Origin of the sequence: Streptomyces sp. NPDC003300, from assembly GCF_040610915.1 — a bacterium.
Lineage (GTDB): Bacteria > Actinomycetota > Actinomycetes > Streptomycetales > Streptomycetaceae > Actinacidiphila.
Genome location: NZ_JBEXNE010000012.1, coordinates 75,497 through 99,860, shown reverse-complemented (window position 1 = coordinate 99,860; position 24,364 = coordinate 75,497). Strand labels below are relative to the sequence as shown.

Below are 24,364 nucleotides of genomic sequence, written 5' to 3'. Positions count from 1 at the left end.
GCGCCGACCGGGAACGGGAGGGGGGCTCGCCTAGGGTGGCCGTGAACCGGTGGGAAAGGGGCGGGGCGTGGGTCCGACGAGCGGGGTGGCGCGGCCCGATGTCGTGGTGGTCGGGGGAGGCGGGAGCGGGGGGCCGTTGGCCGCGCGGCTGAGCGAGGACGCGGGGCGGACGGTGGCGCTGATCGAGGCGGGGCCCGCGCCGAGAACCTTCGCGCCGGAGTTGCTGGACGCGCGGCTCGTACCGGGGGCGTGGGCGCGGGGGGCGCCGCTGTGGCTGTATCCGGCGCGTCTGACACCCGAGCGTCCCCACACGATCGGCCGCGGCAGGATCCTGGGCGGCTCGACCACCGTCAACGGCGGGTATTTCGTACGGGCCCGGCGGGACGACTTCGACCGGTGGGCGGCGGCGGGCAACGACGCCTGGTCCTTCGACCGGATGCTGCCGTTCCTGCGCCGGATGGAGACCGACCTGGACTACGGCGCGTCCGCCGTCCACGGCGCGGACGGCCCGGTCCGGGTGCGGCGGACCGCGCTCGACCACCCCGCCGCCGCGGCGTTCGGCGCGGCGGCCCGCGAGTCGGGGTTCCCGGCCGAGCCGGACAAGAACGACCAGGGCGCGCCCGGCTTCGGCCCGGTGCCGTCGAACGCGGTCGACGGCGTACGCGCCAACACCGCCGTCGGCTACCTCCAGGACGCGCTCGCGCGCCCCAACCTCACCGTCCTCGGCGACCGCACCGTCCGCCGAGTCCTGGTGGAGCACGGCCGCGCGGTCGGCGTGGAGACCGAACGCGACGGCGTACGGGAGACCGTCACGGCGGGTGAAGTCGTGCTGTGCGCGGGCGCTTTCGGGTCACCGCACCTGCTGGCGCTGTCCGGCATCGGCCCGCGCGCGGACCTCGAACGCCTCGGCATCCCCGTGCTGCGGGACGCCCCCGGCGTCGGCGGGTCGTTCAGCGACCACCCGCAGATCGTCGTGGAGTGGACCCCGGTAGGCGACGTGCCCGCCGCCGACGGCGGTTGGCTCGGCGGCGCCCTCCACCTTGCGTCGAGCGGCGGCCCCGCGGCGGGCGACCTGGAAATCCTCCAGTCGCTCACGCCGATGGCGGCCCTGATCCGCGCCCGCACGTCGCTGCCCGGCGCGCCGCTGCCCTTCCTCGTCTCCGCGCTGGCCCCGCGACCGCGCGGACGCCTGCGGATCGTCTCCGCCGACCCCGCGGTGCCGCCGACCGTCGACTACGGCTATCTGCGGACGCCCGACGACCGGCGGCGGCTGCGCGAGGGCGTCAGGACGACCGCGGCACTGATCGCCGCACCCGCCTTCCGTACCGTCGTCGCGCCGGACTCGACGGCCGGGCCCGGCCACGAGACGCTGGCCGACGACGGCCTGCTCGACGCGTGGATCCGGGCCCGGATCGGCACCTCGGTGCACGCCTGCGCGAGCGCGCCCATGGGTCCGGCCGACGACCGGCACGCCGTGGTCGACCAGTACGGCAGGGTCCACGGGGTGCGGGGGCTGCGGGTCGCGGACACCTCGATCCTTCCGGCCGCTCCCCTGCGCGGTCCCGCGGCGACCGCCGTCCTGATCGGCGAGGTCGTCGCGGACGCGATCCGCCACGACCGCGCGTGAGCGTCAGCCCGAGGCACCCTTGCCGGACCCCAGGCGCGGGCGCAGCGCCGCTGTCGAGCGGCCCTTGAGCGCGGAGAGCCAGACGCCCGTGCCGTAGGCGAGGTCGTCCAGGCGGCGGGCGGCGGCGTAGCGCAGGGGGTCGAGGCCGACCTCGCCCGGACGGTATTCGAGGGCGACGTCGGCGACCGACGCGACGGCGACCGCGCGCCGGATCCGGGGGGAGACCGCGCAGCCGACGGCGGCCAGCGGCCACCAGTGGCGGGTGAGCAGGGCGCCGGTCTGGGACAGGGCGCTGACCGCGCCGTTGGCGGTGAGCCGGGTGGCCAGCCGTACCGGGTGGTCGGCGCCCTTGAGTTTGCGGGCGATCCGTACGGTCGTGATCCCGCAGACGGCGCCCGCCACCGGCAGCGACCAGCGGCGCTGGGCCAGCAGCGCGAGGGACAGCGCGCCCGCCCAAGGGGCGAGGACGGCGGGGGCGATGAGTTCGGGGTGGCGCTCGGCCAGCGGATGCGCTCCCGTGCCGTACGCGGCCTTGCGCAGCATCCAGTCCGTGAACCGCACGCGGTGCTCGTGCTCGGCGCGGACCGACGGCTCGTACCGTACGCGCCAGCCGTCCTCGATCAGCCGCCAGCACAGGTCGACGTCCTCGCCGACCCGCATGGCCGCGTCGAAGCCGTCCGCCATCGCGTCCACCCGCGCCACGCTGCACGCGGTGGAGGCCCAGGAGACGGGGGTCCCCGGGCGGACGGCCGCCGGGTCCCGGCCGAGGTCGAGCGAGGACCTGGCGGCCTCGTACCGGCCGATCCAGCCGGTGGCCGCGGCGGTCGGCAGCCCGGTGATGCGCGGCACGGCCATGCCGACCTTGGGGTCGGTGAAGTGCCGGAGCAGGACGGGGACGGTCTCCGGGGGCAGCACGATGTCGGAGTCCACGAAGACCACATAGGGGGTGCGGACCAGCCGCAGCCCCGCGTTGCGGGCCGCGGCCGGGCCCATGTTCCGCTCCAGCACGACCAGTTGGGCGCCGTGCTTGACGGCGGTGTCCTCGATGTCGTCGGCGTGCCGCGATCCGTCGTCCACGACGACGACGCGCTGGCCGGGGCCGATGCTGGTGAGCAGCCGGTCGAGTTGCGCGGCCCGCTCGTGGACGGGCACGACGAAGGTGTGGCGCGGGTCGGGATTCTGCGGCAGGTCGCGGGCGACCGGGTACGCCATGCCGTTGTCGAGCAGCCGGTCGGCGAGGACGCCGCTCGCCGCGTCCCGGACGCGCACCGTACGGTCGTCGGCCAGCAGCGGGCGGGCGCGGGGGGTCAGCCGGACGAGCCGGGTCGGGAAGCCGCCGAGCAGGGCACGGCCGCCGTCGATGACGCGGGTGTGGCGGTTGAGCGCGACCACGAAGCCGCCGGGCAGCCGCGCCGTCCCGCCGGGCGCGCCCGTACCGCTCCTGCCGTCCGGAGCGCCGGCGCCGCGCTTGCCGTCCGGCGCACCCGTACCGCCGTCGCCTTCGGGCGCGCTCCCCGCCGGTTCCGCGGTCATTCGGTCACCGTCCCGTCCGCCGGTTCGGCGTCGACCAGCCGGCCGCGGGTGTCCGCGGACCCTTCGGCGATCAGCCGGGTGGCCGTGGTGACCATGTACGTCATCGCCTTCTCTCCCTCTTCGGCGGACGCCCCCGCCGGGTCGCCGAGGACCCCGGACGGCGAGACCGCCAGCACACCGCCCGCGACCAGGTCGGGCATGAGGTCCGCGAGCGGCCGGGTGTCCCCGGCGACGGCCTGCGCGGTCCGCACGTCCCCGGGCGCCAGGTGGAGCATGACCGAGGTCTCCCACCGTCCGGCGTGCGGATCCGCGTCGGGCGCCACGCAGGGCACCCACGCGACGTGGTGGCCCTCGGCGCGCAGCAGGACGACCGCCTCGGCGAGCGTGGCGACATTGCCGCCGTGCCCGTTGACGAAGACGATCCGCCCGGCCCACATCGCCAGCGACCGCACGGACTCCACGAGGACCGCCTTCAGGGCCTCGCGGCCGATCGAGACGGTGCCCGCGAAGCCCGCGTGCTCGCCGCTCGAACCGTAGGCCATGGTCGGCGCGACCAGGGTGTGCCACTCGGGCGGGGCCCCGGCCGCCACCCGCTCGGCGACCGCCCGCGCGATGGCGGCGTCGGTGCCCAGCGGCAGATGCGGCCCGTGCTGCTCGGTCGAGCCCAGCGGCACCAGGACCAGCGGCGCGAACGGGACCGTCGGCCAGACGGCGTGCGCCAGGTCGGAAGGGGCCGCGGGTCCTGCCGTGCTCCCGGGGCCCGCGCGGTTCGCGGGTGTCGACGGCATGTCAGCGGATCGGGTCCTTGGAGCGCGGCGCGGTCTCCGCGGCGCCCGCGCGGTCCGCGCGGCCGACGAGCCCGCCGCCGAGTGTCCTGGTGAAGCCGTCGGGGATCACCAGGTCGTCGGGGGACAGCTCGTGCACCGAGGAGTGGCCCAGGCCCAGCACCGCGGAGTCCAGGCCGCCGCGCATGATGTCCAGGACGTTCTCCACCCCGGCCTGGCCGTTGGCCGCGAGCCCCCACAGGTAGGCGCGGCCGATCAGCACCGCGCGGGCGCCGAGCGCCAGCGCCTTGGCGACGTCGCCGCCGCGCCGGATGCCGCCGTCGAGCACGACCTCGATCTGGTCGCCCACCGCCTCGGCGATCGACGGCAGCATCCGTATCGTGCCCGGTGTCGTGTCCAGGTTGTTGCCGCCGTGGTTGGACACCGAGATCCCGCTGACCCCGGCGTCGACCGCGCGCTTGGCGTCGTCCACCCGCGTCACGCCCTTGAGCAGGAACGGGCCGCCCCACTCCTCGCGCAGCCACTTCACGTCGTCCCAGGTGGGCGGCGCCGTCTGCATCCACTCGTAGTAGGCGCCGAAGAAGGTGGGCGCCGCGCCGCCCGGCGGGCGGAGGTTGGGCGCGGTGAGGTCGGGGAGCCGACGGGATTTGAGGAACCGCATCAGCCAGGCCGGGTGCGGCGCCACGTTCGGCGCGAACTTCAGCATCGTCTTGAAGTCCAGCTTCTCCGGGATCGAAGGACTGCCCCAGTCGCGCCCGTTGGAGAAGGACCAGTCGAGCGTGGAGATCAGCGCCTTGGCCCCGGCGGCCCTGGCCCGGTCCATCCGCTGCACCATCGACTCGCGGGTGCCGGTCCAGTACATCTGGAAGAAGGTGTTCTCGTTCGCCTCGGCGACCTCCTCGACCGGCTTGCTGGCGAAGGAGCTGAGCCCCATGATCACGCCCCGGTTCGCGGCGGCCCGCGCGACGGCCACCTCGCCGTCCGGGTGCACGGCCTGCACACCGGTCGGCGAGATCACCACGGGCATCGACGTCGGGATCCCCAGCACCGTCGTCGACAGGTCGCGCTCGGCATGATGGCCCACCACCCGCGGCGCGAAGCCCAGTTCGGCGAACGCCTCGATGTTGTCGTCGATGGTCCGGCCGCGCTCCGAGCCCGCGACCAGGGCTCCGTAGACCGAACTCGGTAGTTGCTTCTTTGCCCGGCGCTGCGCCTCGGCGACGGTCTCGAACCAGGGATTCCTGCTCATTGCGTGTTCCTCTTCGTCTCGGAGCCGGTCCTTCGGGGCCGGTCCATGTCCGTGAGCGTCAGGTGCCGCCCGTGCGCCGCTGAGGCGCGGGTCAGCCGCTCCTCACGTGCCCCGGGCGAATGTGCCTCCACGCGCCGTTCATGTGCGGAAGACCTCCCTGAGAGCCGGTGCGATGTCGTGGTGGGTGCGGATGCGGTGGAAGGTGCCGTGCCCGGCCCTGGCCAGTTCCGCGCCCAATTCGACGTCCTTCTCACCGCTCGTGTCGAGCAGCACGTCCAGCCGCGGCAGCCGGGCCGCCGCCGGGCGCGGGTCCGGCCCCGCGTTGTGGACGCAGTCCGACAGCAGCAGCACCCGCGCGCCGCGCCGCGGCACCGACGCCAGCCGGGCGGCGGCGAGTTCCAGCGGGAAGGCCACATTGGTCAGGCCCCTGGCCGGGATGCGCAGCATCGCGTCCAGCAGCTCCATCGGCCTGACCGGGTCGCCCAGTTCGAGCAGCACCGCCGCGTCCGACCAGAAGGCGACGACGGCCAGCGCCTCGGACTCCAGCTCGGCCGCGAGCGCGCCCACGGTCGCCGCCGCGGTACGTACCCGCTCGCCCTTCATCGACCCCGACAGGTCCACCGCGAGCACGACGGAGCGGGGCGCGCGGACCCGCTCGAAGACGAAGACGTCCTCGTCGTCGGGGACCGGCCGCTCCGCCAGCCGCTCCAGCGTCGGATCCAGGTCGATGTCGCTGCCCCGCTGCCGGTACGGGAGGCTGGCCAGCCGCCCCGAAGCGGCCGGCCGTCCGCCGCGCGCCCGCTTCGGCTTCGGCAGGGACAGCCGCGCGGCGATCTCGCGGGCCCGCGCCCGCACCGCGGGGTCCACCGGCTCGGTGTCGTCCGAGCCGCTGAGCAGCGCCCCCCGCTCGTCGGTGAAGTCGGCCGCCGAGCGGGTCGGCCGCGGGCGCGCGGGACCGGCGCCGCGCGAGCGGGCGCGCAGCACCGTGCCTCCCGTGCCCGCCACCGCTTCGAACACCTTCGGCTCCTCGTCGAGTGTCTTGGGGATACGGCGCAGCGGTCGCCGCGACCGGTCCGTGGACGCCGGTTCGCGCCGCCGTACGGGCGAGTCGGCCTCCACCGCTCTTCATCCGGGCTCCGCCCGCGCCGGATCCAGCACGAAGCGGTCCTCCCAGATCTCCCGCAGGACGCGTTCCGCAGTGGTCTCCGCAGCGTCGTCCAGCCGGATCCGGCCGGACAGCGAGACCGTCATCGCGTCGTAGAAGCTCTCCGGGTAGCGGTCGTCGTCCGGTCCGCTCAGGCCGCGCATCGTCATCAGGCCGTCGGCGACCAGCGCGCAGTCGATCGCGCCCCGCACGCTGCTGCCCTGACGCAGATCCGGGTGCGCGCGGGTGGCCCGGGTCACCGCGACGGCGTCGGGCACGATCCGGTCCGCGAGCGGACCGGACAGCGCGGCGCGCAGCGTGACGATGTCCTCCTCCGCGGCGGCGTCCTGGTAGCCGACCACGATCCGGTTGAGCCGGTCGCTGACGCCCGCCGAGAGCCGGGTGGTGCCGATGTCGTCACTGGGGTTCATCGAGGCGATGACCCGGAACGACGGCTCGGCGGTGACCAGGCCGACCCTGGGCACCTCGACCGCGCGGTCGGCCATCGCCGACAGCAGGGTGTTGAGGGTGTCCTCGGGGGCGCGGTTGAACTCCTCGATGTAGAGGAACCCGCCGGTGCGCATCGCCTGGACCAGCGGCCCCGCCACGAAGTTGTCGGCGCTGTAGTCCTCCCGCAGCACCCGCGCGGGATTGTGGTGCCCGACCAGCTTGGCCGGGGTCAGATCGGCGTTGCCCTCCACGAACACCAGCGGGATGCCCCACTCCTCGGTGATCGCCTTGAGCATGGTGGTCTTGCTGGTGCCGGGCGGGCCCTCCAGGACGAGATCCCGCCCGGCGCCGACGGTCGCGAGCGCGAGTTCCAGCTCGCGCTCGCGGCCGACGATGCGCGAGGCGATCCGCTCCCCGGCCGCCGCGACGCCGGAGCCGGCCCCGGCGTCCCGTACCGTCCGCAGTGTGGTCATCGTTCGCGCTCCCTACGCTCGACGTGGCTGACAGACCCGCTATTTGGCCGTCTGGCCCGCGTCGATCGGCAGGGTGACGCCGGTGACGTACCGCGCCTCGTCCGAGGCCAGCCACAGCACCGCGTTGGAGATGTCGACCGGCTCGACCCACGGGATCGGCAGCGCGTTCATCGAACCGAAGCGCGGGCCGAGATTCTCCTTGGTCCGCTCGGCCACCGGCAGGTCGGACGCGAACAGCTCGTACGTCGCCGAATTCTGGATCATGGGGGTGTCGACCGACGTGGGGTGCACGCTGTTGACCCGGATGCTGTCCGGGGCCAACTCCAGCGCCAGCGTGCGCATCAGGCCGACGACACCGTGCTTGGCGGCGACGTAGTGCCCGATGTTCTCCATCGCCATCAGCCCGGCCGTCGAGCTGGTCAGCACGATCGAACCGCCGTTGCCACCCGCCTTGATGTGCGGGATCGCCGCCTTCGCGGTGTGCCACACACCGGTGAGATTGACCTCGATCATGTCCTGGAACACCTGCTCGTCCAGCTCCGACATGGTGCCGAAGCTGAAGATGCCCGCGTTCGCCGAGACGATGTCCAGCCGTCCGAGCTGCGCGACCCCGGTGTCCACGGCTGCCTTCAGCGCCTCGAAGTCACGGACGTCCGCCTGTGCGGCGACGATCCGCCGGTCCAGCTTCTCCACCTCGCGTACGGTCTCCGCGAGGTCGTCGGGCGTCGCCATCGGGTACGGCACCGAGTCGATCTGCGACACGACATCGACGGCGATGATGTCCGCGCCCTCCTGCGCCAGGCGTATCGCGTGGCTGCGGCCCTGACCACGGGCGGCCCCGGTGACGAGTGCGACCTTTCCCTCTACACGCCCCATTGCGTGCTCACCTCTTTCTCTTTCGATGACGCTGTCGTTCTGCGAACCCCCGTGAACCCCCGCTGATCCCCGTGAGCCGTGTCGCGTTCTGCCGCGAACCGCCCCGCTCGCGGCCCTACTTGAGGAAGTTGCCGCCGTCGACGGGCAGCGTGACCCCGGTGACGTACCGGCCCTCGTCCGAGGCCAGCCACAGCAGGGCGTTGGAGATGTCCACCGGCTCCACCCACGGGATGGGCAGCGCGATGACCGACCGCGAGACCTCGGCGAAGTCCTCCGCGGTCGGGTGCTCCAGGTCGGGACGGAACAGCTTGTAGGTCATCTCGTTCTGGATCATGGCCGTGTCGACCTGGGTCGGATGGATGCTGTTGACCCGGATGCTGTCCGGGGCCAACTCCAGCGCGAGCGTGCGCATCAGGCCGACGACGCCGTGCTTGGCGGCCACGTAGTGACCCGCGTGCGGATACGCGCGCAGGCCCGCCTCCGAGCTGGTCAGGATGATCGAGCCGCCGCGCCCGCCCGCCTTGAGGTGCGGGATCGCCGCCTTCGCGGTCTTCCACACGCCCGTCAGATTGATGTCGATGACATCGCGCCAGCGCTGGGCGTCCAGTACGTCGAGGGTGTCGGGTATGACGCCGATCCCGGCGTTCGCCGCGACGATGTCGAGCCGTCCGAGCTGCGCCACACCGTCGTCCACGGCGGCCTTCAGCGCCCCGAAGTCACGGACGTCCGCCTTCGTGGCCACGATCCGGCGGTCCAGCTTCTCCACCTGCCGTACGGTCTCGGCCAGGTCCTCGTCGGTGGCGCCCGGGTAACCGGCGCTCGGCACGTCCTCGCAGATGTCCACCGCGATGATGTCCGCGCCCTCCTGCGCCAGCCGCACCGCGTGGCTGCGGCCCTGACCGCGCGCGGCTCCGGTGATGAATGCGACCTTTCCTTCTACACGCCCCATTGCGTGCACCTTTCGTTACGGGTTGATTACTGTGAGTGATGTCCCCGAGGTGTGCGGAATCGATACGGTGGCCGGGCTCCGTGACCGGAGCCGGCGGCCGGGCCGGTGGGGCGGTCCCGGAGTGCTCAGACCGGACGGAAGCCGGCGAGCGGATCCTCCGCGCAGTCGCTGACGGGCGGCCGGTCCAGATCCTCACGACGGGTGAGGGTCAGCGGGACCGGTCCCCGGCGCGGTGCGGGGGAAGTACGGTGTGAGTGGTCGACGGACGACTTCGGGACGGGTGTGTGCTGCGTACGGTTCGCGAGCAGTTCCTCGCCGTAGCCCTGCACGCACTCCGGGTCCGGCCCGTCCAGCGGCAGGCCGGTGAAGAACTTGGCCGCCATGCACCCGCCCTTGCAGGTGTCGAAGAACTGGCAGGAGGCGCAGGCGCCGCCCGACTGGGGCTCGCGCAGGCCGCGGAACAGCTCGGACTCGCGCCATACCTCGGTGAAGCCGCCGGGTTGCCGGATGTTCCCGGCCAGGAACTCCTCGTGGATCGCGAACGGGCAGGCGTAGACGTCCCCGACCGGGTCGATCAGGCACACCACGCGTCCGGCGCCGCACAGATTCAGGCCGGGCAGCGCCTGCCCGTAGGCGGACAGGTGGAAGAAGGAGTCACCGGTCAGCACGCTGTCGCCGTGCGCCACCAGCCAGTCGTACAGCTCGCGCTGCTGGTCACGCGTCGGGTGCAGCTCGTCCCAGACGTCGGCGCCGCGCCCGGACGGGCGCAGCCGGGTCAGCCGGAGCTGGGCCCCGTACCGGTCGGCGATGGCCTTGAACTCGTCCATCTGGGGGATGTTGTGCCGGGTGCACACCACGGACAGCTTGAAGTTCTTCATCCCGGCGGCGGACAGATTCGCCATGGCGCGCAGCGCGGTGTCGTACGAACCGGGGCCGCGGACGGCGTCGTTGACCTCGGCGGTCGCGCCGTCGAGGGAGATCTGCACGTCGACGTAGGAGTTCTCGGCCAGCCGGGCCGCGACCTCCGGGGTGATCCGGACGCCGTTGGTGGAGAACTTCACGCCCACGTGGTGGGCGGTGGCGTAGTCGACCAACTCCCAGAAGTCGGGGCGGACCGTGGGCTCGCCGCCGCCGATGTTGACGTAGAAGACCTGCATGCGTTCCAGCTCGTCGATCACCGCCTCGGCCTCGGCCGTGGTGAGTTCGCGCGGATCGCGGCGGCCGGAGCTGGACAGGCAGTGCGTGCAGGACAGATTGCAGGCGTAGGTCAGTTCCCAGGTCAGGCAGATGGGCGCGTCGAGTCCGTACTCGAACAGGTCCACCAGCCGTTCGGCGCCGGGAGCGCGGGCGGGGGCATCCGTGGTCGTCGTGGTCATGGGGCTCACGGGGTCCTTTCCACCACCATCGACGACCTGGCGAGGGTCGCGAGGGCGCGGCCGTACCGCGGCACGTCGGCTTCGGTGACCCCGGCCGCCGAGCAGGCGGCCCGTGCCGTGGGGGAGTCCTTGAGGGACTGGACGACCGACAGCAGTCGCCGGTCCTTGAGGAACGAGAGTTTGCGCGTTCCGAAGTGGTACAGCAGGGCGCCGAACGGTTCCGGCCGGACCGAGACCTGCGGGTGCAGATCCCAGGGGCGGTCGAGATCCATGCCGGGCGCCGGGTCCGGGGTGTTCACCGGACGGTCCGTGCCGCTCATGGCGGGGCGGCTCAGTAGACGCCGCACATGCCGTCGATCGAGACCTCTTCGACCAGGTCGTCGGCCTCGATCACGGAATCCGCGGTGACATCCTCGTCGGCGGCACGCGGCTCGCCGGGCTCCTTGAGCTGAAGCTCTTCCATACCATGGCTCCTCAGTCGGGCGATGGTCGCAGGCGGGGTTGTTGTCGTCCGCCGTGCCTTCAATAATGTTCAGACTAATGGCACCCGGTGCCAAATGGAAGAAGGAAAATCCGTGAGGTCCCCAGCCGACGCTCCGAAACCGCCGTCGACCAGCACTCGCATGGGGCGTCAGCCCTCCACGACGGTGGACGAGCTGAGCCATGTGGCGCTGGAGCTGTTCGCCGAGCGCGGCTTCGCCGAGACGACGGTGGACGACATCGCCGCCGCCTGCGGCATCGGCCGCCGGACGTTCTTCCGCTACTTCCCGTCCAAGAACGACGTGCCCTGGGGCGACTTCGACGCCCTGGTGGAACGGATGCGCCGCTACCTCCAGCGCACCCCGCCGGACATGGCGCTGGCCGAGGCGCTGCGCGGCGCCATCGTGGAGTTCAACCGCTTCCCGGCCAGCGTCGTCCAGGACCACCGGCTGCGGATGTCCCTGCTGCTGAACGTGCCGACGCTGGTCGCGCACTCCACGCTGCGGTACGCCACCTGGCGGCAGGCCATCGCCGAGTACGCCGCCCGCAGGCTCGGGGTGGACGAGGACGACATGCGGCCGCAGGTGATCGCCTGGGCGGCGCTGGCCGCCTCGCTGTCGGCCTACGAGCAGTGGCTCAAGGACGAGGACGCGGATCTGCCGGCCCTGCTGGGCTCGGCCTTCGACATCCTCGGCGAGACCTTCTCCGGCGAAGGGCGCTGAGCCGCGCTGCGGGCAAGGGCGTTGTGCCGGGCTCGGGTCCAGGGTGTCGAGCCCGGCTCCCGGCGAAGGGCGCTGAGTCGGGCCTCGATCGCGGGTGTTGAGCATGCCCTCGGCCAACCGCGGTGCGCCTGGCCGCCGTTGGCGTGAGCGCACCGCAAGGTCGGGCGTCCGCGACCGGTACGTCAGGCGCCGACGTACGCCGCGAGGTGTTCCCCAGTGAGGGTCGAGGCGTCCGCGACCAGGTCGGCGGGGGTGCCCTCGAAGACGACCCGGCCGCCGTGGTGACCCGCGCCGGGGCCCAGGTCGATGATCCAGTCGGCGTGCGCCATCACCGCCTGATGGTGCTCGATGACGACGACGGACTTGCCGGAGTCGACCAACCGGTCCAGCAGGCCCAGCAGTTGCTCCACATCGGCGAGGTGCAGGCCGGTGGTCGGCTCGTCCAGCACATACACACCGCCCTTGTCCGACATGTGCGTGGCCAGCTTCAGCCGCTGCCGCTCGCCACCGGACAGCGTGGTGAGCGGCTGGCCGATGCCCAGATAGCCCAGGCCCACATCGGCCAGGCGCCGCAGGACGGCGTGCGCCGCGGGGGTGTGCGCCTCGCCGCCGCCGAAGAACTCCTCGGCCTCGGCCACCGACATCGCCAGCACCTCGCTGATGTCGCGCCCGCCGAAGCGGTAGTCGAGCACCGACGCCTCGAACCGCTTCCCCTCGCACTCCTCGCACGTGGTCGCGACCCCGGCCATCATCCCCAGGTCGGTGTAGACGACGCCCGCGCCGTTGCACGTCGGGCAGGCGCCCTCGGAGTTGGCGCTGAACAGCGCGGGCTTCACCCCGTTGGCCTTCGCGAACGCCTTGCGGATCGGGTCGAGCAGCCCGGTGTACGTGGCCGGGTTGGAGCGCCGCGAGCCGCGGATCGCGCCCTGGTCGATCGACACCACCGCCGTACCGTCGGCGCCCTTGGCCTGCGCGCCCTTGACCAGCGAGCCGTGGATGAGCGAGCTCTTGCCGGAGCCCGCGACACCGGTCACGACGACCAGCACGCCGAGGGGGACATCGACGTCGACACCGCGCAGATTGTTCGTGGTCGCGCCGCGGATCTCCAGCGCGCCGGCCGGTTCGCGGACCGTCTTCTTGAGCGAGGACCGGTCGTCGAAGTGCCGCCCGGTGAGGGTGCCGCTGGTCCGCAGCCCGTCGAGGCCGCCCTCGAAGCAGACCGCGCCGCCCGCCGTACCGGCGCCGGGCCCCAGGTCGACCACATGGTCGGCGATGGCGATCGTCTCCGGCTTGTGCTCCACGACGAGCACCGTGTTGCCCTTGTCCCGCAGCCGCAGCAGCAGGTCGTTCATCCGCTGGATGTCGTGCGGGTGCAGACCGGCGGTCGGCTCGTCGAAGACGTACGTGATGTCGGTGAGCGCCGACCCGAGGTGCCGGATCATCTTCACGCGCTGCGCCTCGCCGCCGGACAGCGTGCCCGCGGGCCGGTCGAGCGCGAGATAGCCGAGGCCGATCTCCACGAACGAGTCGAGGGTCCGGAGCAGCGCGGTCAGCAGCGGGGCGACCGAGGGCTCCTTCAGCTCGCGGACCCACTCGGCCAGGTCACTGATCTGCATCGCGCAGGCGTCGGCGATGCTGATCCGCTTGATCTTCGAGGACCTGGCGCCCTCGCTGAGCCGGGTGCCGTCGCACTCGGGGCAGGTGGCGAAGGCGACCGCCCGCTCCACGAACGCCCGGATGTGCGGCTGCATCGCCTCCTTGTCCTTGGAGAGCATCGACTTCTGGATCCGGGGGATCAGCCCCTCGTACGTCATGTTGATGCCCGCGATCTTCATACGGGTCGGCTCGCGGTGCAGGAAGTCGTGCAGCTCCCTCTTGGTGTACTTGCGGATCGGCTTGTCCGGGTCGACGAAGCCGGACTCCTTGTACAGCCGCATGTTCCAGCCGTCCGAGCCGTAGCCGGGGATGGTGATCGCGCCTTCGGAGAGCGACTTCGTGTCGTCGTAGAGCTGTGCGAGGTCGATGTCGGAGACCGTGCCCCGGCCCTCGCAGCGCGTGCACATGCCGCCGGTCCGGTGGAAGGTCGCCTTCACCGCCGTCTTCGAGCCGCGCTCCACGGTGATCGCGCCGCTCGCGCTGACCGAGGGGACGTTGAACGCGTACGCGCCGGGCGGGCCGATGTGGGGCTTGCCGAGGCGGCTGAAGAGGATCCGCAGCATCGCGTTCGCGTCGGTGGCGGTGCCGACCGTCGACCGCGGGTCGGCGCCCATCCGCTGCTGGTCGACGGTGATCACCGTCGTCAGCCCGTCCAGCACGTCGACGTCGGGGCGTGCCGTGGTCGGCATGAAGCCCTGCACGAAGGCGCTGTAGGTCTCATTGATCAGCCGCTGCGACTCGGCGGCGATCGTGCTGAACACCAGCGAGCTCTTGCCGGAACCGGAGACCCCCGTGAACACCGTCAGACGGCGCTTGGGGATCTCGATGCTGACGTCTTTCAGATTGTTCACCCGCGCGCCGTGCACACGGATCAGGTCGTGGCTGTCGGCCGGACGCACCGCGGACGCCCGGGCCGTCCCGGCGCTTTCCGCGGCCTCGTCCGCGCCGACGGGTGCGGCGGTCCTGGCCGGCTTGGCGGTTTTGGCGGTCTTGGTGGTTGCCGCGGCTGTCGGCCTGGCCGTCTTCTTCGCCGTGCTCATCGTTTCTCCATGACGTCAGGTCGACCGGCGGGCGTCGTCACCCGGCGCGTGGCCGGACTCGCGCGGGTCGGCGGTCATCGGTCCTGGAGGATACCGAGGACATTGCCGTCGGGGTCGGTGACGGTGGCCACCAGCCGGCCGCCGCCCACGTCCGACGCCGCGTCCTTCACGGTGGCGCCCGCGGCGGTCAGCTCGGCCAGCTTCGCCTCGATGTCCGACACCTCCCAGTACACCACCGGGGACGTCAGACCCTGCGGGCCGCCGCCCGGCACCAGCCCGATGTGCTGGTCCCCGGTCTCGAAGCCCACGTAGTACGACTCGTCGGTCTGCGGCTCGATGCCGAGCAGCGCCGCGTACACCGCCTTCGCCTTCGGCAGGTCGGACACGGGGTGCAGCACGGTCTTGATGCCCTGGGTGGTGGTGCCGGTCATGATCGCTCCTGTGGTCGCGGGCCGCATGGACCCGGTGTTTCCGTGCCGAGTTCCCCAGACGTTCGGGGGCTCGGCGTCCATGCGATTCACGCTACGGGCGGGCGCCGGGATTCGCTTCTCCATTCCTGACCGGTCCCGCGCCGCCCTCGCGACCGGCCCTTTCCCGCCGGGGCCTGGGGCCCGGCGGCGGGGCCCCGCGCCCGGTGTGCTCAGGCGCGGGCGGTGGGGGACATCTCCCAGGGCGCCTGCGGCAGCACCTCACCGGTTTCGAGCAGCGACTTGAGGTTGGCCAGCACGGCGGGCCAGCCCCGCGAGATGCCGTTGAACATGTCCGTATTGGCCAGCTTCTCGTGGGTCACGGTCAGCCGCACGATGTCCTGGTGCGGCTCGACGAGGAAGGTGACCTCCGACGGCTCGCGCGGCGGCTCCTTGCCGACGGAGTCCTCGAAGGTGAGGACCAGGCGCGTGGGCGGCTCCGCCTCCCGCACCTGGCCGACGGCGTCCACGGCGCCCGAGCCGTCGGCGCGGCGGTGCTCCCAGGCCGAGCCCGGCCGCCAGTCCGAGACGTTGGCGTGTCCCCAGTACCGCGCGGTCAGATCGGCGTCGGTGAGTGCACGCCACACCTGCTCGGGCGTCGCCCGGATGTAGGTGACGTAGACATAGGTCGGTACGGATACGGATTCGTCGGTCATGGCGTACTCCTCTGCCAGGTTCTTGATGGCGCTCAGGGCCCGCAGCCGGGGCTTGTCGAACCCCGAGATCCAGCGTTCCTCGATGTCGTGGATGGGCGCCGGATTCAGGTAATGCAGCCGCTCCCGCCCACGGCGCACCACGGTCACGAGATTGGCCTGCCCGAGCAGGTCGAGATGCTGCGTCACCGACTGGCGGGCCATGCCGAGACGCTCGCACAGCTCACGCAGCGTCTGACCGTTCTGTTCCCGCAGCCGGTCCAGCAGGAGTCGCCTGGTCGGGTCGGCCAGTGCTTTGAAGACCGGGTCCATCTCGCTCGGTTCTGGGCTCACCTCTCTATTATGCAGGTATCTGCCTGCCTATTGTCAACGACGCAGGTCAGTGGCGCGGGCCAGTGACGTGGGCCCATGGCTCAGCTCGGGGACTCGGCGCGGCGGCACCGTCCACGCGGTGCCGGGCACCACGCTGTCGGGGCAGGGACGAGGGCGCGTCCCCGGTCAGTCGTCGGATTCGTCGGCGACCGACGAGACGCTCAGCAGCTCCTCGAACTCGGACAGGCCCGCGACCAGGTGTTCGGGGCTGCCGGTGCCCTCGACGTCGACCGCGACCAGGGCGGTGCCGCCCTCGGTGGGGTGCCAGTTCTCGTCGTCGGGGTGCTGGGCGGCGCGGTCGACGCGGACCTGGACGACGCGGAAGCCCTGGGTGGCGGTGTATTCGAGGACGCGGGTGAGGACGCCGGTGCCGATCCGGTACGCGAGGTGGATGCGGGTGCGCTCGGGGGTGGCGAGGACCGGGACCCGGCGGGTGAGCCATGGGTAGCCCTGGACGACCAGGAAGTGCGCGAGGGTGACTCCTATGGCCAGCAGCGGGAGACCGCCGCCGCAGGCCATGCCGACCGCGCAGGTGAGCCAGACCGTCGCCGCGGTGGTGAGGCCGCGGACGGCGTCGCGCCGTACGAAGATCAGGCCGCCGCCGATGAAGCCGATGCCCGAGACGATCTGGGCGGCCACCCGCGACGGGTCGAAGGAGACGGCCTGCATGCCCAGCACGGCGTTGAACCCGTGCTGGGACACCTCCATGAACAGCGCGCTGCCGACACCGACGAGGGTGTGGGTGCGCAGTCCCGCGCTCTTCTGCTGCGTGGCGCGCTCGGCGCCGATCAGGGTGGACAGCAGCAGGGCGAGGCCCAACTCGGCGAACTGCCTGGCCCCTTGGCCCGCACCGGGATCGAAAAGCGGCAGAGCGAACGAAATATGCTGCATGAGGAGATCCTGCCACTGGCCACGGCGGCGGCGCGGAACCGGCTCTCCCACGCCCGGTTGGGCGGATCAGCGCATCAACCGATGAGCGCGTAGCGGGACGGGCGGCCTGTGGAGCCCGCGCCGCGAGCGACTGCCCACCTCCGGACGGCGGTTCGGGTTACGGCGTCAGGACGATCCGGCCGAACACCTCGCCCGCGTCCATCTTCCGGTGCGCCAGCGCGGCCTGCTCCAGCGGCAGCACCTCGTGCACCGCGAGAGGCAGCTCACCGCGGCTCGCGGCGGCGAACTGCGCGGTACGCACGGCGGTCAGATCCGCCGCGGCCACGGTGTCGGTGCTGAAGGTGGCGAACGACAGGGACTTCTGGAAGGCCGCGATCATCGTCATGCCGAAGTCGGCGGGCGGCGGGCCGCCGACCACGCCCACGGCCACCATGCGGCCGTTCGGCCGGAGCCGGCCGAAGAAGGACGGCAGGTCCGCGCCCGCGACGATGTCGATGATGACGTCGTATCCCCCGGGAGCGTCGTCGGAAGTGTCGTCGGCACCGGAACCGCTGCCCATGGTGTCGCCCGAGCGGTCCAGCACACGCGTCGCGCCGAGTGCGCGCAGCCGCTCGCCCCGCTCGGCCGACGATGTCGTGACCGCCACCGCGGCGGCGCCCGCGCGGGACGCCAGATGGACCGTCATGATCCCGATGCTGCCCGCCGCGCCGCGCACCAGCACCGACTCGCCGGGGGCGAAGCGGGCGTGGGCCAGCGCGAAATGGGCCACCGCGCCCGAGTTGCCGAGCGTCACCGCGTCCACCGCCGACAGCCCGTCGGGCAGCGCGAGGACCGCCTCGACCGGGACGGCCGCCTGCTCGGCGTAACCGCCGCTGAGCCCGGTGAACGCCCACACGCGCCGCCCGATCCACGACGTGTCGACGCCGTCGCCGACCGCGGTCACCGTACCGGCCGCCTCGCTGCCGAGGATGTGCCCCTCCTTGAAGCCGTACGAGGCCAGCGTCCCCCTGCGGATCACGGCGTCCACGCCGCCGACACCGCTCGCCTCGACGCCGATGAGCACCTGCCCGGCGGCGGGCGCCGGGGCGGGGAGGTCGACGACCGCCATGCCCTCGGGGCCGCCGAACGTCTCGATCGCGACTGCCTTCACCGTCTGCTCCCTGCGCTGGTCCACGGCCGGTCCCGGCCCTCGTGGTCCGCGCCCGTCCGGAACCCGGCGGCCCGCGGACCTGGTGCTTCGGACGGTAACGGACGCCGCCGTCCGTTTGGCTAAAGTGAGAGCGTGACCGACGAATTGCCTCACACCCTGCGCTCCGACGCCCTCGACAACCGCGAGCGCATCCTCGAAGCGGCTCGCGAGGTGTTCGCGACCGAGGGGCTGAACGTGCCGATGCGGGAGATCGCCCGGCGCGCCGGAGTCGGCCCCGCCACCCTCTACCGCCGCTTCCCGACCAAGGAGACGCTGGTCACCGAGGCGTTCACCGGTCAGTTGCGGGCCTGCCACGACATCGTGGACGAAGGGCTCGCCGACCCGGATCCCTGGCGCGGCCTCTGCCTGGTGATCGAGAGGATCTGCGAGCTGCACGCCCGCGACCGCGGCTTCACCGCGGCCTTCATGTCGACGTTCCCGCACGCCGTCGACTTCGACGCGGGCCGCGAGTACGCGCTGAAGGCGGTCGCGGAACTGGCCGCCCGCGCCAAGTCCACCGGCCGCCTGCGCCCCGACTTCGTGCTGGACGACCTGATCCTCGTCCTCATGGCCAACAGCGGCATCCACGCGCCGTCACCCGCGGCCCGCGTCGCGGCCTCCCGGCGCTTCGCCGCCTTCGCGATCCAGGCGTTCCGGGCGTCCCCGCAGCACGCGCCGCTCCCGCCCGCGGCACGGCTGTCACCCGTACCGCCGGTCATCCCCGTGGCGCCCGCCCGTACGCCGACCACCGCGCCCCGCCGCTAGGGCCTGTCCCGCCAGAAGCTCCGGCCCGCGTACGTCAGCCGGTCGAGGTCAGTCGGTCGCGGTCGGCCGGTGTACGCGGTGGCGGCCGATCGGGAGGATCAGCGGGGTCCGCGAGACCTCGTCGGTGACGATGCGGCACTCCATGCCGAAGATGTCGCGGACGGTGTCCTCGGTGACGACCTCCGAGGGCGGGCCCTCGGCGGCGATCCGGCCGTCCTTCATCGCGATGAGGTGATCGCCGTACCGGCAGGCGAGGTTGAGGTCGTGGAGGACCGTGACGACGGTGGCGCCGCGCTGCCGGTTGAGGTCGGTGACCAGGTCGAGGACCTCGACCTGGTGGGGGAGGTCGAGATACGTGGTCGGCTCGTCGAGGAGCAGGACGCCCGTGCGCTGGGCGAGGGCGACGGCGATCCACACGCGCTGCCGCTGGCCGCCGGACAGTTCGTCCACCGAGCGCTCGGCCAGGTCGAGGGTGTCGGTGGCGGTCAGGGCCTCGGCGACGGCCTCGTCGTCGGTGGCCGTCCAGCGCCGGAACCAGCCCTGGTGCGGATAGCGTCCGCGCCCGACCAGGTCGATGACGCGGATGCCGTCCGGCGCGACCGGGGTCTGCGGAAGGATGCCGAGCCGGGCGGCGACCTGACGGGTGGGCAGGCGGTGGATGTCCTGTCCGTCGAGCAGGACCTCGCCCGAGGTCGGAGCGAGCAGCCGGGCGAGGCCGCGCAGCAGGGTGGACTTGCCGCAGGCGTTGGGGCCGACGATCATCGTCACCCGCCCGGCGGGGATGTCGGCGGTGATGCCGGTGACCACGGGCCGCTGGTCGTAGCCGAGTCGCAGGTCACGGGCGGCGAGCGTGCTGGGCGCGTCCACCGCGCCCTTTCCGTACGTCTCGGCCCGCGTGTCGGCCTCCCGCTTCCCGTACGTGTCGCCCCCGCTGCCGTACGCCTCCGCCGCGCCGGATACGCCGTCCGTCGCGGCGGCCGGCCGCGCGGGCGCGCCCTGCTCTGTCGTGTCCGTCATCGCGGTGTCCTCATCCTCCCTGCCCGACCCGGTTGGCCCGGGCCAGCAGCCACAGCAGACCCGGGGCGCCGAGCACCCCGGTGATCACACCGACCGGGAATTCGGTCGGGCCCAGCAGGTGCTGCCCGGCGAAGTCGCAGCCGAGCATGATGACCGCGCCGGTCAGCGCGGACAGTGTCAGCGCGGGACCCCGGCCGTGCACCAGACGGCGGGCGACGGGACCGGAGAGAAAGGCGACGAAGGCGACCGGCCCGGTCGCCGCCGTGGCGACCGCGGCCAGACAGACCGCGAGGCCGATCAGCACCAGGCGGCTGCGCTCGACGCGTACCCCGAGGCCGGTCGCGCTGTCGTCGCCGAGCCCGAGCACCGGCAGCGAACGCACCGCCAGACAGACCGCGGGCAGCAGCGGCAGCAGGCACAGCAACAGGGCGCGGGCGAGCGGCCAGTCCGCGCCGTTGAGGCTGCCGGTGAGCCAGAGCAGTGCCTGCTGCGCGGTGTAGATGTCGGCCCTGGTCAGCAGGAAGGACACGATGCTGGAGAGCCCCGCGGCCACGCCGATGCCGACCAGTACGAGCCGGTAGCCGGTCACCCCGCGCCGCCAGGCCAGCAGGTAGATCGCCAGCGCGGTGGCCAGCGCGCCCGCCACGGCGAGTCCCGACACCGTCGCGCCGCCGAGTCCGAACACGACGATCGCCACCACGGCCGCCGCGCTCGCCCCGGAGGTGATCCCGATGACGTCGGGGCTGGCCAGCGGGTTGCGGATCAGCGTCTGGAACACCGCGCCCGACAGGCCGAACGCGGCGCCCGCCGCGACCGCGGTGACGGCCCGCGGCAGCCGCACCTTCAACACGATGAAGTCGGTGGCCGCGTCGCCCCGCCCGGCCAGCGAGCGCAGCACGTCGGACAGCGGGACGGAGTAGCTGCCGACGCACAGCGAGGCGCACAGCAGAGCGACGGCGCACAGCACGAGGACGAGTGCGACGGCGCTGGTACGCGCCCTCGGCCGGTGCCGCGCGGCCCGTATCGCGCGCAGGGTGTCGGCAGGCACCGTCGTCCGGATCGCACGGTCCGAAGCGGCGGTGTCCCAAACGGCGCTGTCCGCAACGGCGCGGCCGTTTGGCGGTTCGGGGGTCGGCGCTTCGGGGGTCCGCGGTCCGGGCGGCACGGACGTCTGCGGGTCGGAGGTCGGTCTCACTAGAGCCCCGCCTGCCTTCCGCGCCGGACCAGCACGATGAGCACCGGCGCACCGAGCACCGCGGTGACGATGCCGACCTGGATCTCGCCGGGCCTGGCCACGATACGGCCGAGGACGTCGGAGACCAGCAGCAGAGCCGGGGCGATGAACAGCGAGTACGGCAGGATCCAGCGGTGGTCGGGGCCGGTGAAGGAGCGGACGACGTGCGGAACGGTCAGCCCGACGAAGCCGATGGGACCGGCGAGCGCGGTCGCGGCGCCGCACAGCAGCACCACGGACACCGCGCAGAAGATCCGGGCGGCGGCGATGTTCGCGCCGAGCCCGCGGGCTGTGTCGTCGCCGAGGCTCAGGGTGTTGAGTAGCCGTCCCGATCCCAGCGCGCACACCGCGCCGACCAGGAGGAACGGTCCTGCCTGGTAGGCCACCGGGAGATCGCGCCCGGCCAGCGAGCCGACCTCCCAGAACCGGAACCGGTCGAACGTCGCGGTGTCGGTGAGCAGGACGGCGGTGGTGAGGGAGGTCAGCCCCGCGCTGACGGCGGCGCCCGACAGCGCCAGTTTGACCGGTGTCGCGCCCTCCCGGCCGAGCGAGCCGACCGAGTAGACCAGCAGGGCCGCCGCCGCGGCGCCCACGAAGCCGAACCACACGTAGCCGGTGAAGGAGGTGATCCCGAAGACGCTGATCGCGGTGACGACGGCGAGCGAGGCCCCGGCGTTGACGCCCAGCAGGCCGGGATCGGCCAGCGGGTTGCGGGTCAGACCCTGCATCACCGTCCCCGCCAGGCCCAGCGCCGCACCGGCCATCAGACCGACGACCGTACGCGGCAGCCGCAGCGAGGTGACGATGGTCTGGTCGTCGTTGCCGGAGTCGTGGTGGAAGACGGTGTCCAGGACCGTGCCCAGGGGGACGGACTTGGCGCCGATCGCCAGGCTCGCGCCGACCGCGAGGGCGAGCACGACCGCGGCGACGATCAGCCCGGCGCCGAGCGCGGCCGTACGATCACGGCGGGGTGAACCGTGCGCGCTCGCGGGGGAGCCGGTCGCGGCCGGGACGGGAGGAGTCCCGTCGGCCGGTACCGGGGCGGGCCCGCTGCGGGCTCGCAAGACGTTCATGGGCCAACTCCTCGGCGGACTCACCCGGGCGGAAAGTAAGGGCAGGCTAACTTAAGCCGTGCGGTCGTTCTGCCGCCCCTTGGGGGGAATCGAGCCGCCCGGCGGCGGCGGACAGGCCGTAGGAAGACATCTTGTGTCGCCGAACGGACACTCCTGAGCGGCCCTGTCCGATCGGGTCGACGCTCCGTGCGGCCGTTCCGTCATCGCACCGGAGTGCGGAATTCCGTGCCGCGCGGGGGAGTTGGCGAGATCGCGCCCGTACGGCGGCGGGAGCGGCCGGAGGCTGCGGGTGACCTTCTGCCGACACCGACTGGCCGAGGCCAGAATCCACCCCGGAAAGCCGCGCTTAGGGTAACCAAAGTTAGGTAAACCTAAGTTCTGCTCGGAGGTCCTCATGTCGTCCCTGCCGCCCGGCCCTTCCTCGTCGCGCCTCGCGCGTCCGACCCGCCGCACCCTGCTCGGCGCGGGCGCGGCGGGCGCCGCGCTCCTCGGCCTCGCCGCCTGCGGATCCGGCGGATCCGGCTCCTCGGACAGCGCTTCGGCGGGAACCAAGGGCGGCGGCAAGAGCGGCGGAAAGGCGACCCGTACCGTCGACTCCGCCAAGGGCCCGCTGGAGATCCCGGACAAGCCCCAGCGCGTCGTCGCGATCAACGACTTCCCGATGTCCGCGATCTTCGACCTCGGCCTGACGCCCGCGGGCCTGTTCAACGCGGGGGAGGAGTACGTTCCGCAGCGCGACCTGGAGCGCTGGAGAAAGATCCCCAAGGTCTCCAACGGCGTCGGCGGCGCCATCGAGGTGGAGAAGGTCGCAGCCCTGCGCCCCGACCTGATCATCGGCATCGACGTCCAGGCCAACCTGCCGTACAGCCAGCTCAGCGAGCTCGCGCCGACCGTCCTGCTGCCCTTCTCCAAGTCCAAGGCACCCTGGCGTGACATGTCCGACCAGACGGCGGCGGTCCTCGGCGTACCGACCGCTCTCGACAAGCTCAAGGGCCGCTACACCCAGCGCGTCGCCGAGATCAAGCAGAAGCACGCGGACGTCCTCGGCCGCGTCCACTGGGATCTGCTCCAGGGCGGATTCGACGAGGGCCAGTGGTGGCTGTACGGCGTGGGGTCGCCGATCGGCGGCATCCTCAAGGAGGCGGGCGCGCAGTTCGCCACCGCCACCCAGCGGCTGGCCGAACAGCAGCCCGTCTCCTACGAGTTGATCACCGCCAAGCTCTCCGACGCGGACGCGATCTTCTACTACACGACCAACGACGGGAAGCCCGCCAACCTCGGGCCCAAGCTCTTCGCCCAGAAGTCCTTCAAGCAGCTCGCCGCCGCCAAGGCCCACCACCTCTACGGCAGCGACTACTTCCTGCCCGGCGGCTACGAGGACGCGCTCGGCGTGCTCGACGACTTCGAGAAGGCGCTGACCTCGCTGTGACGGCGCTGCCGCGGGACCGGTCTCAGCGGGGCGAAGCGGAGAAGTACGCGCCCGGTGTGCGGCCGGTCTCCTGGCGGAAGGCCGCGATGAACGAACTGGGCGTGGAGTACCCGACCTGGAGCGCCACCGCCGCCAGCGGCCGGTTGCCCGCCATGTGCTCCAGCCCGGCGCGCAGCCGTGCCCTGGTGCGCCAGCGGCCGAACGACATCCCGGTCTCGGAGCTGAACAGCCGCGCGAGCGTACGGGCGCTGGCCCCGACCTCGCGCCCCCAGTCCTCCAGCGGCCGGTGGTCGGCGGGCAGCGCCAGCAGCGCCTCGGCCACCTTGCGGGCCCGGCCGTCCACCGGCATCGGGAGGTCGATCGTCGTCACCCCCACCGGCCGCAGCAGGTCGAACATCACCGCCTCCGCCCGCGCCCTCGGCTCCGGCTCCAGATCCGGGTCCGCCAGGTGCGTGATCAGCTCGCGCAGCAGCGGCCCCACCGCCACCACCGTCGGCTGCGACCACGCCAGCGGGCAGCTCTCTGGATGCACGTACACACTGCGCATCCGGGCGGTGCGGCTCGCGCTCGTCGTGTGCGGCACCCACGCCGGTATCCACAGAGCCAAGGTCGGCGGCAGCACCCACGAGTGCGCGCCGATGTCCACGGCCAGGACACCGGTCGGCGCCCACACGAGCTGGTGCACGTCGTGCTCGTGCTCGCCGAAGCGCTGGCCGCGCGCCATGTCGAAGTTCACGACGCGCAGCGCCTCGGCGCGGGCGGGCGGCGTCGAACCCTCGGCAACGGCATGGCTGTTGAGCGACATAAGTCAGCAGCGTAGCTCATTTACGACAGCCCGGACCGACCCGTAACCTCGCGGTGGCCGCCGCACGTACCACCGTCCGGCGGCCGTACGCACAACGCACCACCCACCG

The 24,364-nt window shown here is 72.5% G+C and carries 23 protein-coding genes; 4 read left to right on the top strand and 19 right to left on the bottom strand.

The genetic code is table 11. From position 1 onward, the window contains the following. The first annotated feature begins 67 nt into the window (after positions 1 to 67). On the top strand, positions 68 to 1,627 hold the full coding sequence (mftG, locus tag ABZX65_RS19385) for a mycofactocin system GMC family oxidoreductase MftG (protein ID WP_355340979.1): 1,560 nt from the start codon (positions 68 to 70) through the stop codon (positions 1,625 to 1,627). A gap of 3 nt (positions 1,628 to 1,630) precedes the next feature. Here mftG and mftF read toward each other — a convergent pair whose 3' ends face one another. The 10 genes from mftF to mftA form a co-directional block, all read right to left on the bottom strand. Beyond that, positions 1,631 to 3,160 carry a mycofactocin biosynthesis glycosyltransferase MftF gene (gene mftF, locus ABZX65_RS19380; protein WP_355340976.1) on the bottom strand — a complete coding sequence of 510 codons (1,530 nt, stop codon included), beginning with the start codon at positions 3,158 to 3,160 and terminating at the stop codon, positions 1,631 to 1,633. Then, entirely contained in the window at positions 3,157 to 3,948 is a 792-nt protein-coding gene (gene mftE, locus ABZX65_RS19375) for a mycofactocin biosynthesis peptidyl-dipeptidase MftE (RefSeq protein WP_355340973.1), read from the bottom strand. The genes mftF and mftE overlap by 4 nt, the downstream gene beginning before the upstream one ends. A 1-nt stretch (position 3,949) precedes the next feature. Beyond that, the gene (mftD, locus tag ABZX65_RS19370; protein WP_355340970.1) at positions 3,950 to 5,194 is read right to left on the bottom strand and encodes a pre-mycofactocin synthase MftD; all 1,245 of its coding nucleotides are present in this window, start codon (positions 5,192 to 5,194) and stop codon (positions 3,950 to 3,952) included. A 138-nt stretch (positions 5,195 to 5,332) separates the two neighbouring features. Then, the gene (locus ABZX65_RS19365; protein ID WP_355340967.1) at positions 5,333 to 6,313 is read right to left on the bottom strand and encodes a VWA domain-containing protein; all 981 of its coding nucleotides are present in this window, start codon (positions 6,311 to 6,313) and stop codon (positions 5,333 to 5,335) included. A gap of 6 nt (positions 6,314 to 6,319) precedes the next feature. After that, positions 6,320 to 7,261, bottom strand: coding sequence for a MoxR family ATPase (locus tag ABZX65_RS19360; protein WP_355340964.1), 942 nt, complete (start codon positions 7,259 to 7,261; stop codon positions 6,320 to 6,322). A gap of 39 nt (positions 7,262 to 7,300) precedes the next feature. Next, a complete protein-coding gene (locus ABZX65_RS19355; RefSeq protein ID WP_355340961.1) occupies positions 7,301 to 8,137 on the bottom strand; it encodes a mycofactocin-coupled SDR family oxidoreductase in 837 nt (278 codons plus the stop codon). 115 nt (positions 8,138 to 8,252) lie between these two features. Continuing rightward, positions 8,253 to 9,086 carry a mycofactocin-coupled SDR family oxidoreductase gene (locus ABZX65_RS19350; RefSeq protein WP_355340958.1) on the bottom strand — a complete coding sequence of 278 codons (834 nt, stop codon included), beginning with the start codon at positions 9,084 to 9,086 and terminating at the stop codon, positions 8,253 to 8,255. A gap of 125 nt (positions 9,087 to 9,211) precedes the next feature. Further along, positions 9,212 to 10,462: a mycofactocin radical SAM maturase gene (gene mftC / locus ABZX65_RS19345; protein ID WP_355340955.1), complete on the bottom strand. Its 1,251-nt coding sequence runs from the start codon at positions 10,460 to 10,462 to the stop codon at positions 9,212 to 9,214. A gap of 5 nt (positions 10,463 to 10,467) precedes the next feature. Beyond that, a complete protein-coding gene (gene mftB, locus ABZX65_RS19340) occupies positions 10,468 to 10,782 on the bottom strand; it encodes a mycofactocin biosynthesis chaperone MftB (RefSeq protein ID WP_355340952.1) in 315 nt (104 codons plus the stop codon). Between the two features lie 11 nt (positions 10,783 to 10,793). After that, a complete protein-coding gene (gene mftA / locus ABZX65_RS19335) occupies positions 10,794 to 10,925 on the bottom strand; it encodes a mycofactocin precursor MftA (protein WP_188281158.1) in 132 nt (43 codons plus the stop codon). A 160-nt stretch (positions 10,926 to 11,085) separates the two neighbouring features. Here mftA and mftR point away from each other — a divergent pair, with 160 nt between their 5' ends. Further along, positions 11,086 to 11,664 (top strand): mycofactocin system transcriptional regulator, encoded by a 579-nt coding sequence (mftR, locus tag ABZX65_RS19330; RefSeq protein ID WP_355340949.1) that lies wholly within the window; start codon positions 11,086 to 11,088, stop codon positions 11,662 to 11,664. A gap of 182 nt (positions 11,665 to 11,846) precedes the next feature. Here mftR and ABZX65_RS19325 read toward each other — a convergent pair whose 3' ends face one another. From ABZX65_RS19325 to ABZX65_RS19305, 5 genes are all read right to left on the bottom strand, one after another. Then, positions 11,847 to 14,360, bottom strand: coding sequence for an excinuclease ABC subunit UvrA (locus ABZX65_RS19325; protein ID WP_355340946.1), 2,514 nt, complete (start codon positions 14,358 to 14,360; stop codon positions 11,847 to 11,849). 74 nt (positions 14,361 to 14,434) lie between these two features. Continuing rightward, positions 14,435 to 14,791: a VOC family protein gene (locus ABZX65_RS19320; RefSeq protein ID WP_355340944.1), complete on the bottom strand. Its 357-nt coding sequence runs from the start codon at positions 14,789 to 14,791 to the stop codon at positions 14,435 to 14,437. A 209-nt stretch (positions 14,792 to 15,000) separates the two neighbouring features. Next, positions 15,001 to 15,792, bottom strand: a complete 792-nt coding sequence (locus tag ABZX65_RS19315; protein WP_355341338.1) for a metalloregulator ArsR/SmtB family transcription factor — start codon at positions 15,790 to 15,792, stop codon at positions 15,001 to 15,003. Positions 15,793 to 15,978: 186 nt separating this feature from the next. Next, positions 15,979 to 16,743: an MgtC/SapB family protein gene (locus tag ABZX65_RS19310; RefSeq protein ID WP_355340942.1), complete on the bottom strand. Its 765-nt coding sequence runs from the start codon at positions 16,741 to 16,743 to the stop codon at positions 15,979 to 15,981. A gap of 157 nt (positions 16,744 to 16,900) precedes the next feature. Beyond that, on the bottom strand, positions 16,901 to 17,893 hold the full coding sequence (locus tag ABZX65_RS19305) for a zinc-binding dehydrogenase (protein ID WP_355340939.1): 993 nt from the start codon (positions 17,891 to 17,893) through the stop codon (positions 16,901 to 16,903). Positions 17,894 to 18,025: 132 nt separating this feature from the next. On the opposite strand from ABZX65_RS19305, the gene ABZX65_RS19300 reads away from it, so the two are divergent. Then, positions 18,026 to 18,697, top strand: coding sequence for a helix-turn-helix domain-containing protein (locus tag ABZX65_RS19300; protein WP_355340936.1), 672 nt, complete (start codon positions 18,026 to 18,028; stop codon positions 18,695 to 18,697). A gap of 48 nt (positions 18,698 to 18,745) precedes the next feature. Here the strand turns inward: ABZX65_RS19300 and ABZX65_RS19295 are convergent, their stop codons facing one another. The 3 genes from ABZX65_RS19295 to ABZX65_RS19285 all read right to left on the bottom strand — a co-directional run bounded on the left by ABZX65_RS19295 (position 18,746) and on the right by ABZX65_RS19285 (position 22,021). Then, positions 18,746 to 19,564, bottom strand: a complete 819-nt coding sequence (locus tag ABZX65_RS19295; RefSeq protein ID WP_355341335.1) for an ABC transporter ATP-binding protein — start codon at positions 19,562 to 19,564, stop codon at positions 18,746 to 18,748. Between the two features lie 160 nt (positions 19,565 to 19,724). After that, positions 19,725 to 20,762: an iron chelate uptake ABC transporter family permease subunit gene (locus ABZX65_RS19290; RefSeq protein ID WP_355340933.1), complete on the bottom strand. Its 1,038-nt coding sequence runs from the start codon at positions 20,760 to 20,762 to the stop codon at positions 19,725 to 19,727. 146 nt (positions 20,763 to 20,908) lie between these two features. After that, a complete protein-coding gene (locus ABZX65_RS19285; protein WP_355340930.1) occupies positions 20,909 to 22,021 on the bottom strand; it encodes an iron chelate uptake ABC transporter family permease subunit in 1,113 nt (370 codons plus the stop codon). Between the two features lie 394 nt (positions 22,022 to 22,415). On the opposite strand from ABZX65_RS19285, the gene ABZX65_RS19280 reads away from it, so the two are divergent. Then, entirely contained in the window at positions 22,416 to 23,450 is a 1,035-nt protein-coding gene (locus ABZX65_RS19280; protein WP_355340927.1) for an ABC transporter substrate-binding protein, read from the top strand. A gap of 22 nt (positions 23,451 to 23,472) precedes the next feature. Here the strand turns inward: ABZX65_RS19280 and ABZX65_RS19275 are convergent, their stop codons facing one another. Further along, complete coding sequence (locus ABZX65_RS19275) at positions 23,473 to 24,255, bottom strand: helix-turn-helix transcriptional regulator (RefSeq protein WP_355340924.1); 783 nt, start codon at positions 24,253 to 24,255, stop codon at positions 23,473 to 23,475. Positions 24,256 to 24,364: the final 109 nt, after the last annotated feature.

Excerpts from the sequence above, each read along its gene's own strand:
- mftR (WP_355340949.1), top strand. The coding sequence starts at position 11,086 with ATGGGGCGTCAGCCCTCCACGACGGTGGACGAGCTGAGCCATGTGGCG.
- mftE (WP_355340973.1), bottom strand. The coding sequence starts at position 3,948 with ATGCCGTCGACACCCGCGAACCGCGCGGGCCCCGGGAGCACGGCAGGA.
- mftC (WP_355340955.1), bottom strand. The coding sequence starts at position 10,462 with ATGACCACGACGACCACGGATGCCCCCGCCCGCGCTCCCGGCGCCGAA.
- mftA (WP_188281158.1), bottom strand. The coding sequence starts at position 10,925 with ATGGAAGAGCTTCAGCTCAAGGAGCCCGGCGAGCCGCGTGCCGCCGAC.
- ABZX65_RS19350 (WP_355340958.1), bottom strand. The coding sequence starts at position 9,086 with ATGGGGCGTGTAGAAGGAAAGGTCGCATTCATCACCGGAGCCGCGCGC.
- mftD (WP_355340970.1), bottom strand. The coding sequence starts at position 5,194 with ATGAGCAGGAATCCCTGGTTCGAGACCGTCGCCGAGGCGCAGCGCCGG.
- ABZX65_RS19275 (WP_355340924.1), bottom strand. The coding sequence starts at position 24,255 with ATGTCGCTCAACAGCCATGCCGTTGCCGAGGGTTCGACGCCGCCCGCC.
- ABZX65_RS19360 (WP_355340964.1), bottom strand. The coding sequence starts at position 7,261 with ATGACCACACTGCGGACGGTACGGGACGCCGGGGCCGGCTCCGGCGTC.
- ABZX65_RS19310 (WP_355340942.1), bottom strand. The coding sequence starts at position 16,743 with ATGCAGCATATTTCGTTCGCTCTGCCGCTTTTCGATCCCGGTGCGGGC.
- mftF (WP_355340976.1), bottom strand. The coding sequence starts at position 3,160 with ATGACCGCGGAACCGGCGGGGAGCGCGCCCGAAGGCGACGGCGGTACG.
- ABZX65_RS19320 (WP_355340944.1), bottom strand. The coding sequence starts at position 14,791 with ATGACCGGCACCACCACCCAGGGCATCAAGACCGTGCTGCACCCCGTG.
- ABZX65_RS19280 (WP_355340927.1), top strand. The coding sequence starts at position 22,416 with ATGTCGTCCCTGCCGCCCGGCCCTTCCTCGTCGCGCCTCGCGCGTCCG.
- mftB (WP_355340952.1), bottom strand. The coding sequence starts at position 10,782 with ATGAGCGGCACGGACCGTCCGGTGAACACCCCGGACCCGGCGCCCGGC.
- ABZX65_RS19325 (WP_355340946.1), bottom strand. The coding sequence starts at position 14,360 with ATGAGCACGGCGAAGAAGACGGCCAGGCCGACAGCCGCGGCAACCACC.
- ABZX65_RS19355 (WP_355340961.1), bottom strand. The coding sequence starts at position 8,137 with ATGGGGCGTGTAGAGGGAAAGGTCGCACTCGTCACCGGGGCCGCCCGT.
- ABZX65_RS19285 (WP_355340930.1), bottom strand. The coding sequence starts at position 22,021 with ATGAACGTCTTGCGAGCCCGCAGCGGGCCCGCCCCGGTACCGGCCGAC.
- ABZX65_RS19315 (WP_355341338.1), bottom strand. The coding sequence starts at position 15,792 with ATGGACCCGGTCTTCAAAGCACTGGCCGACCCGACCAGGCGACTCCTG.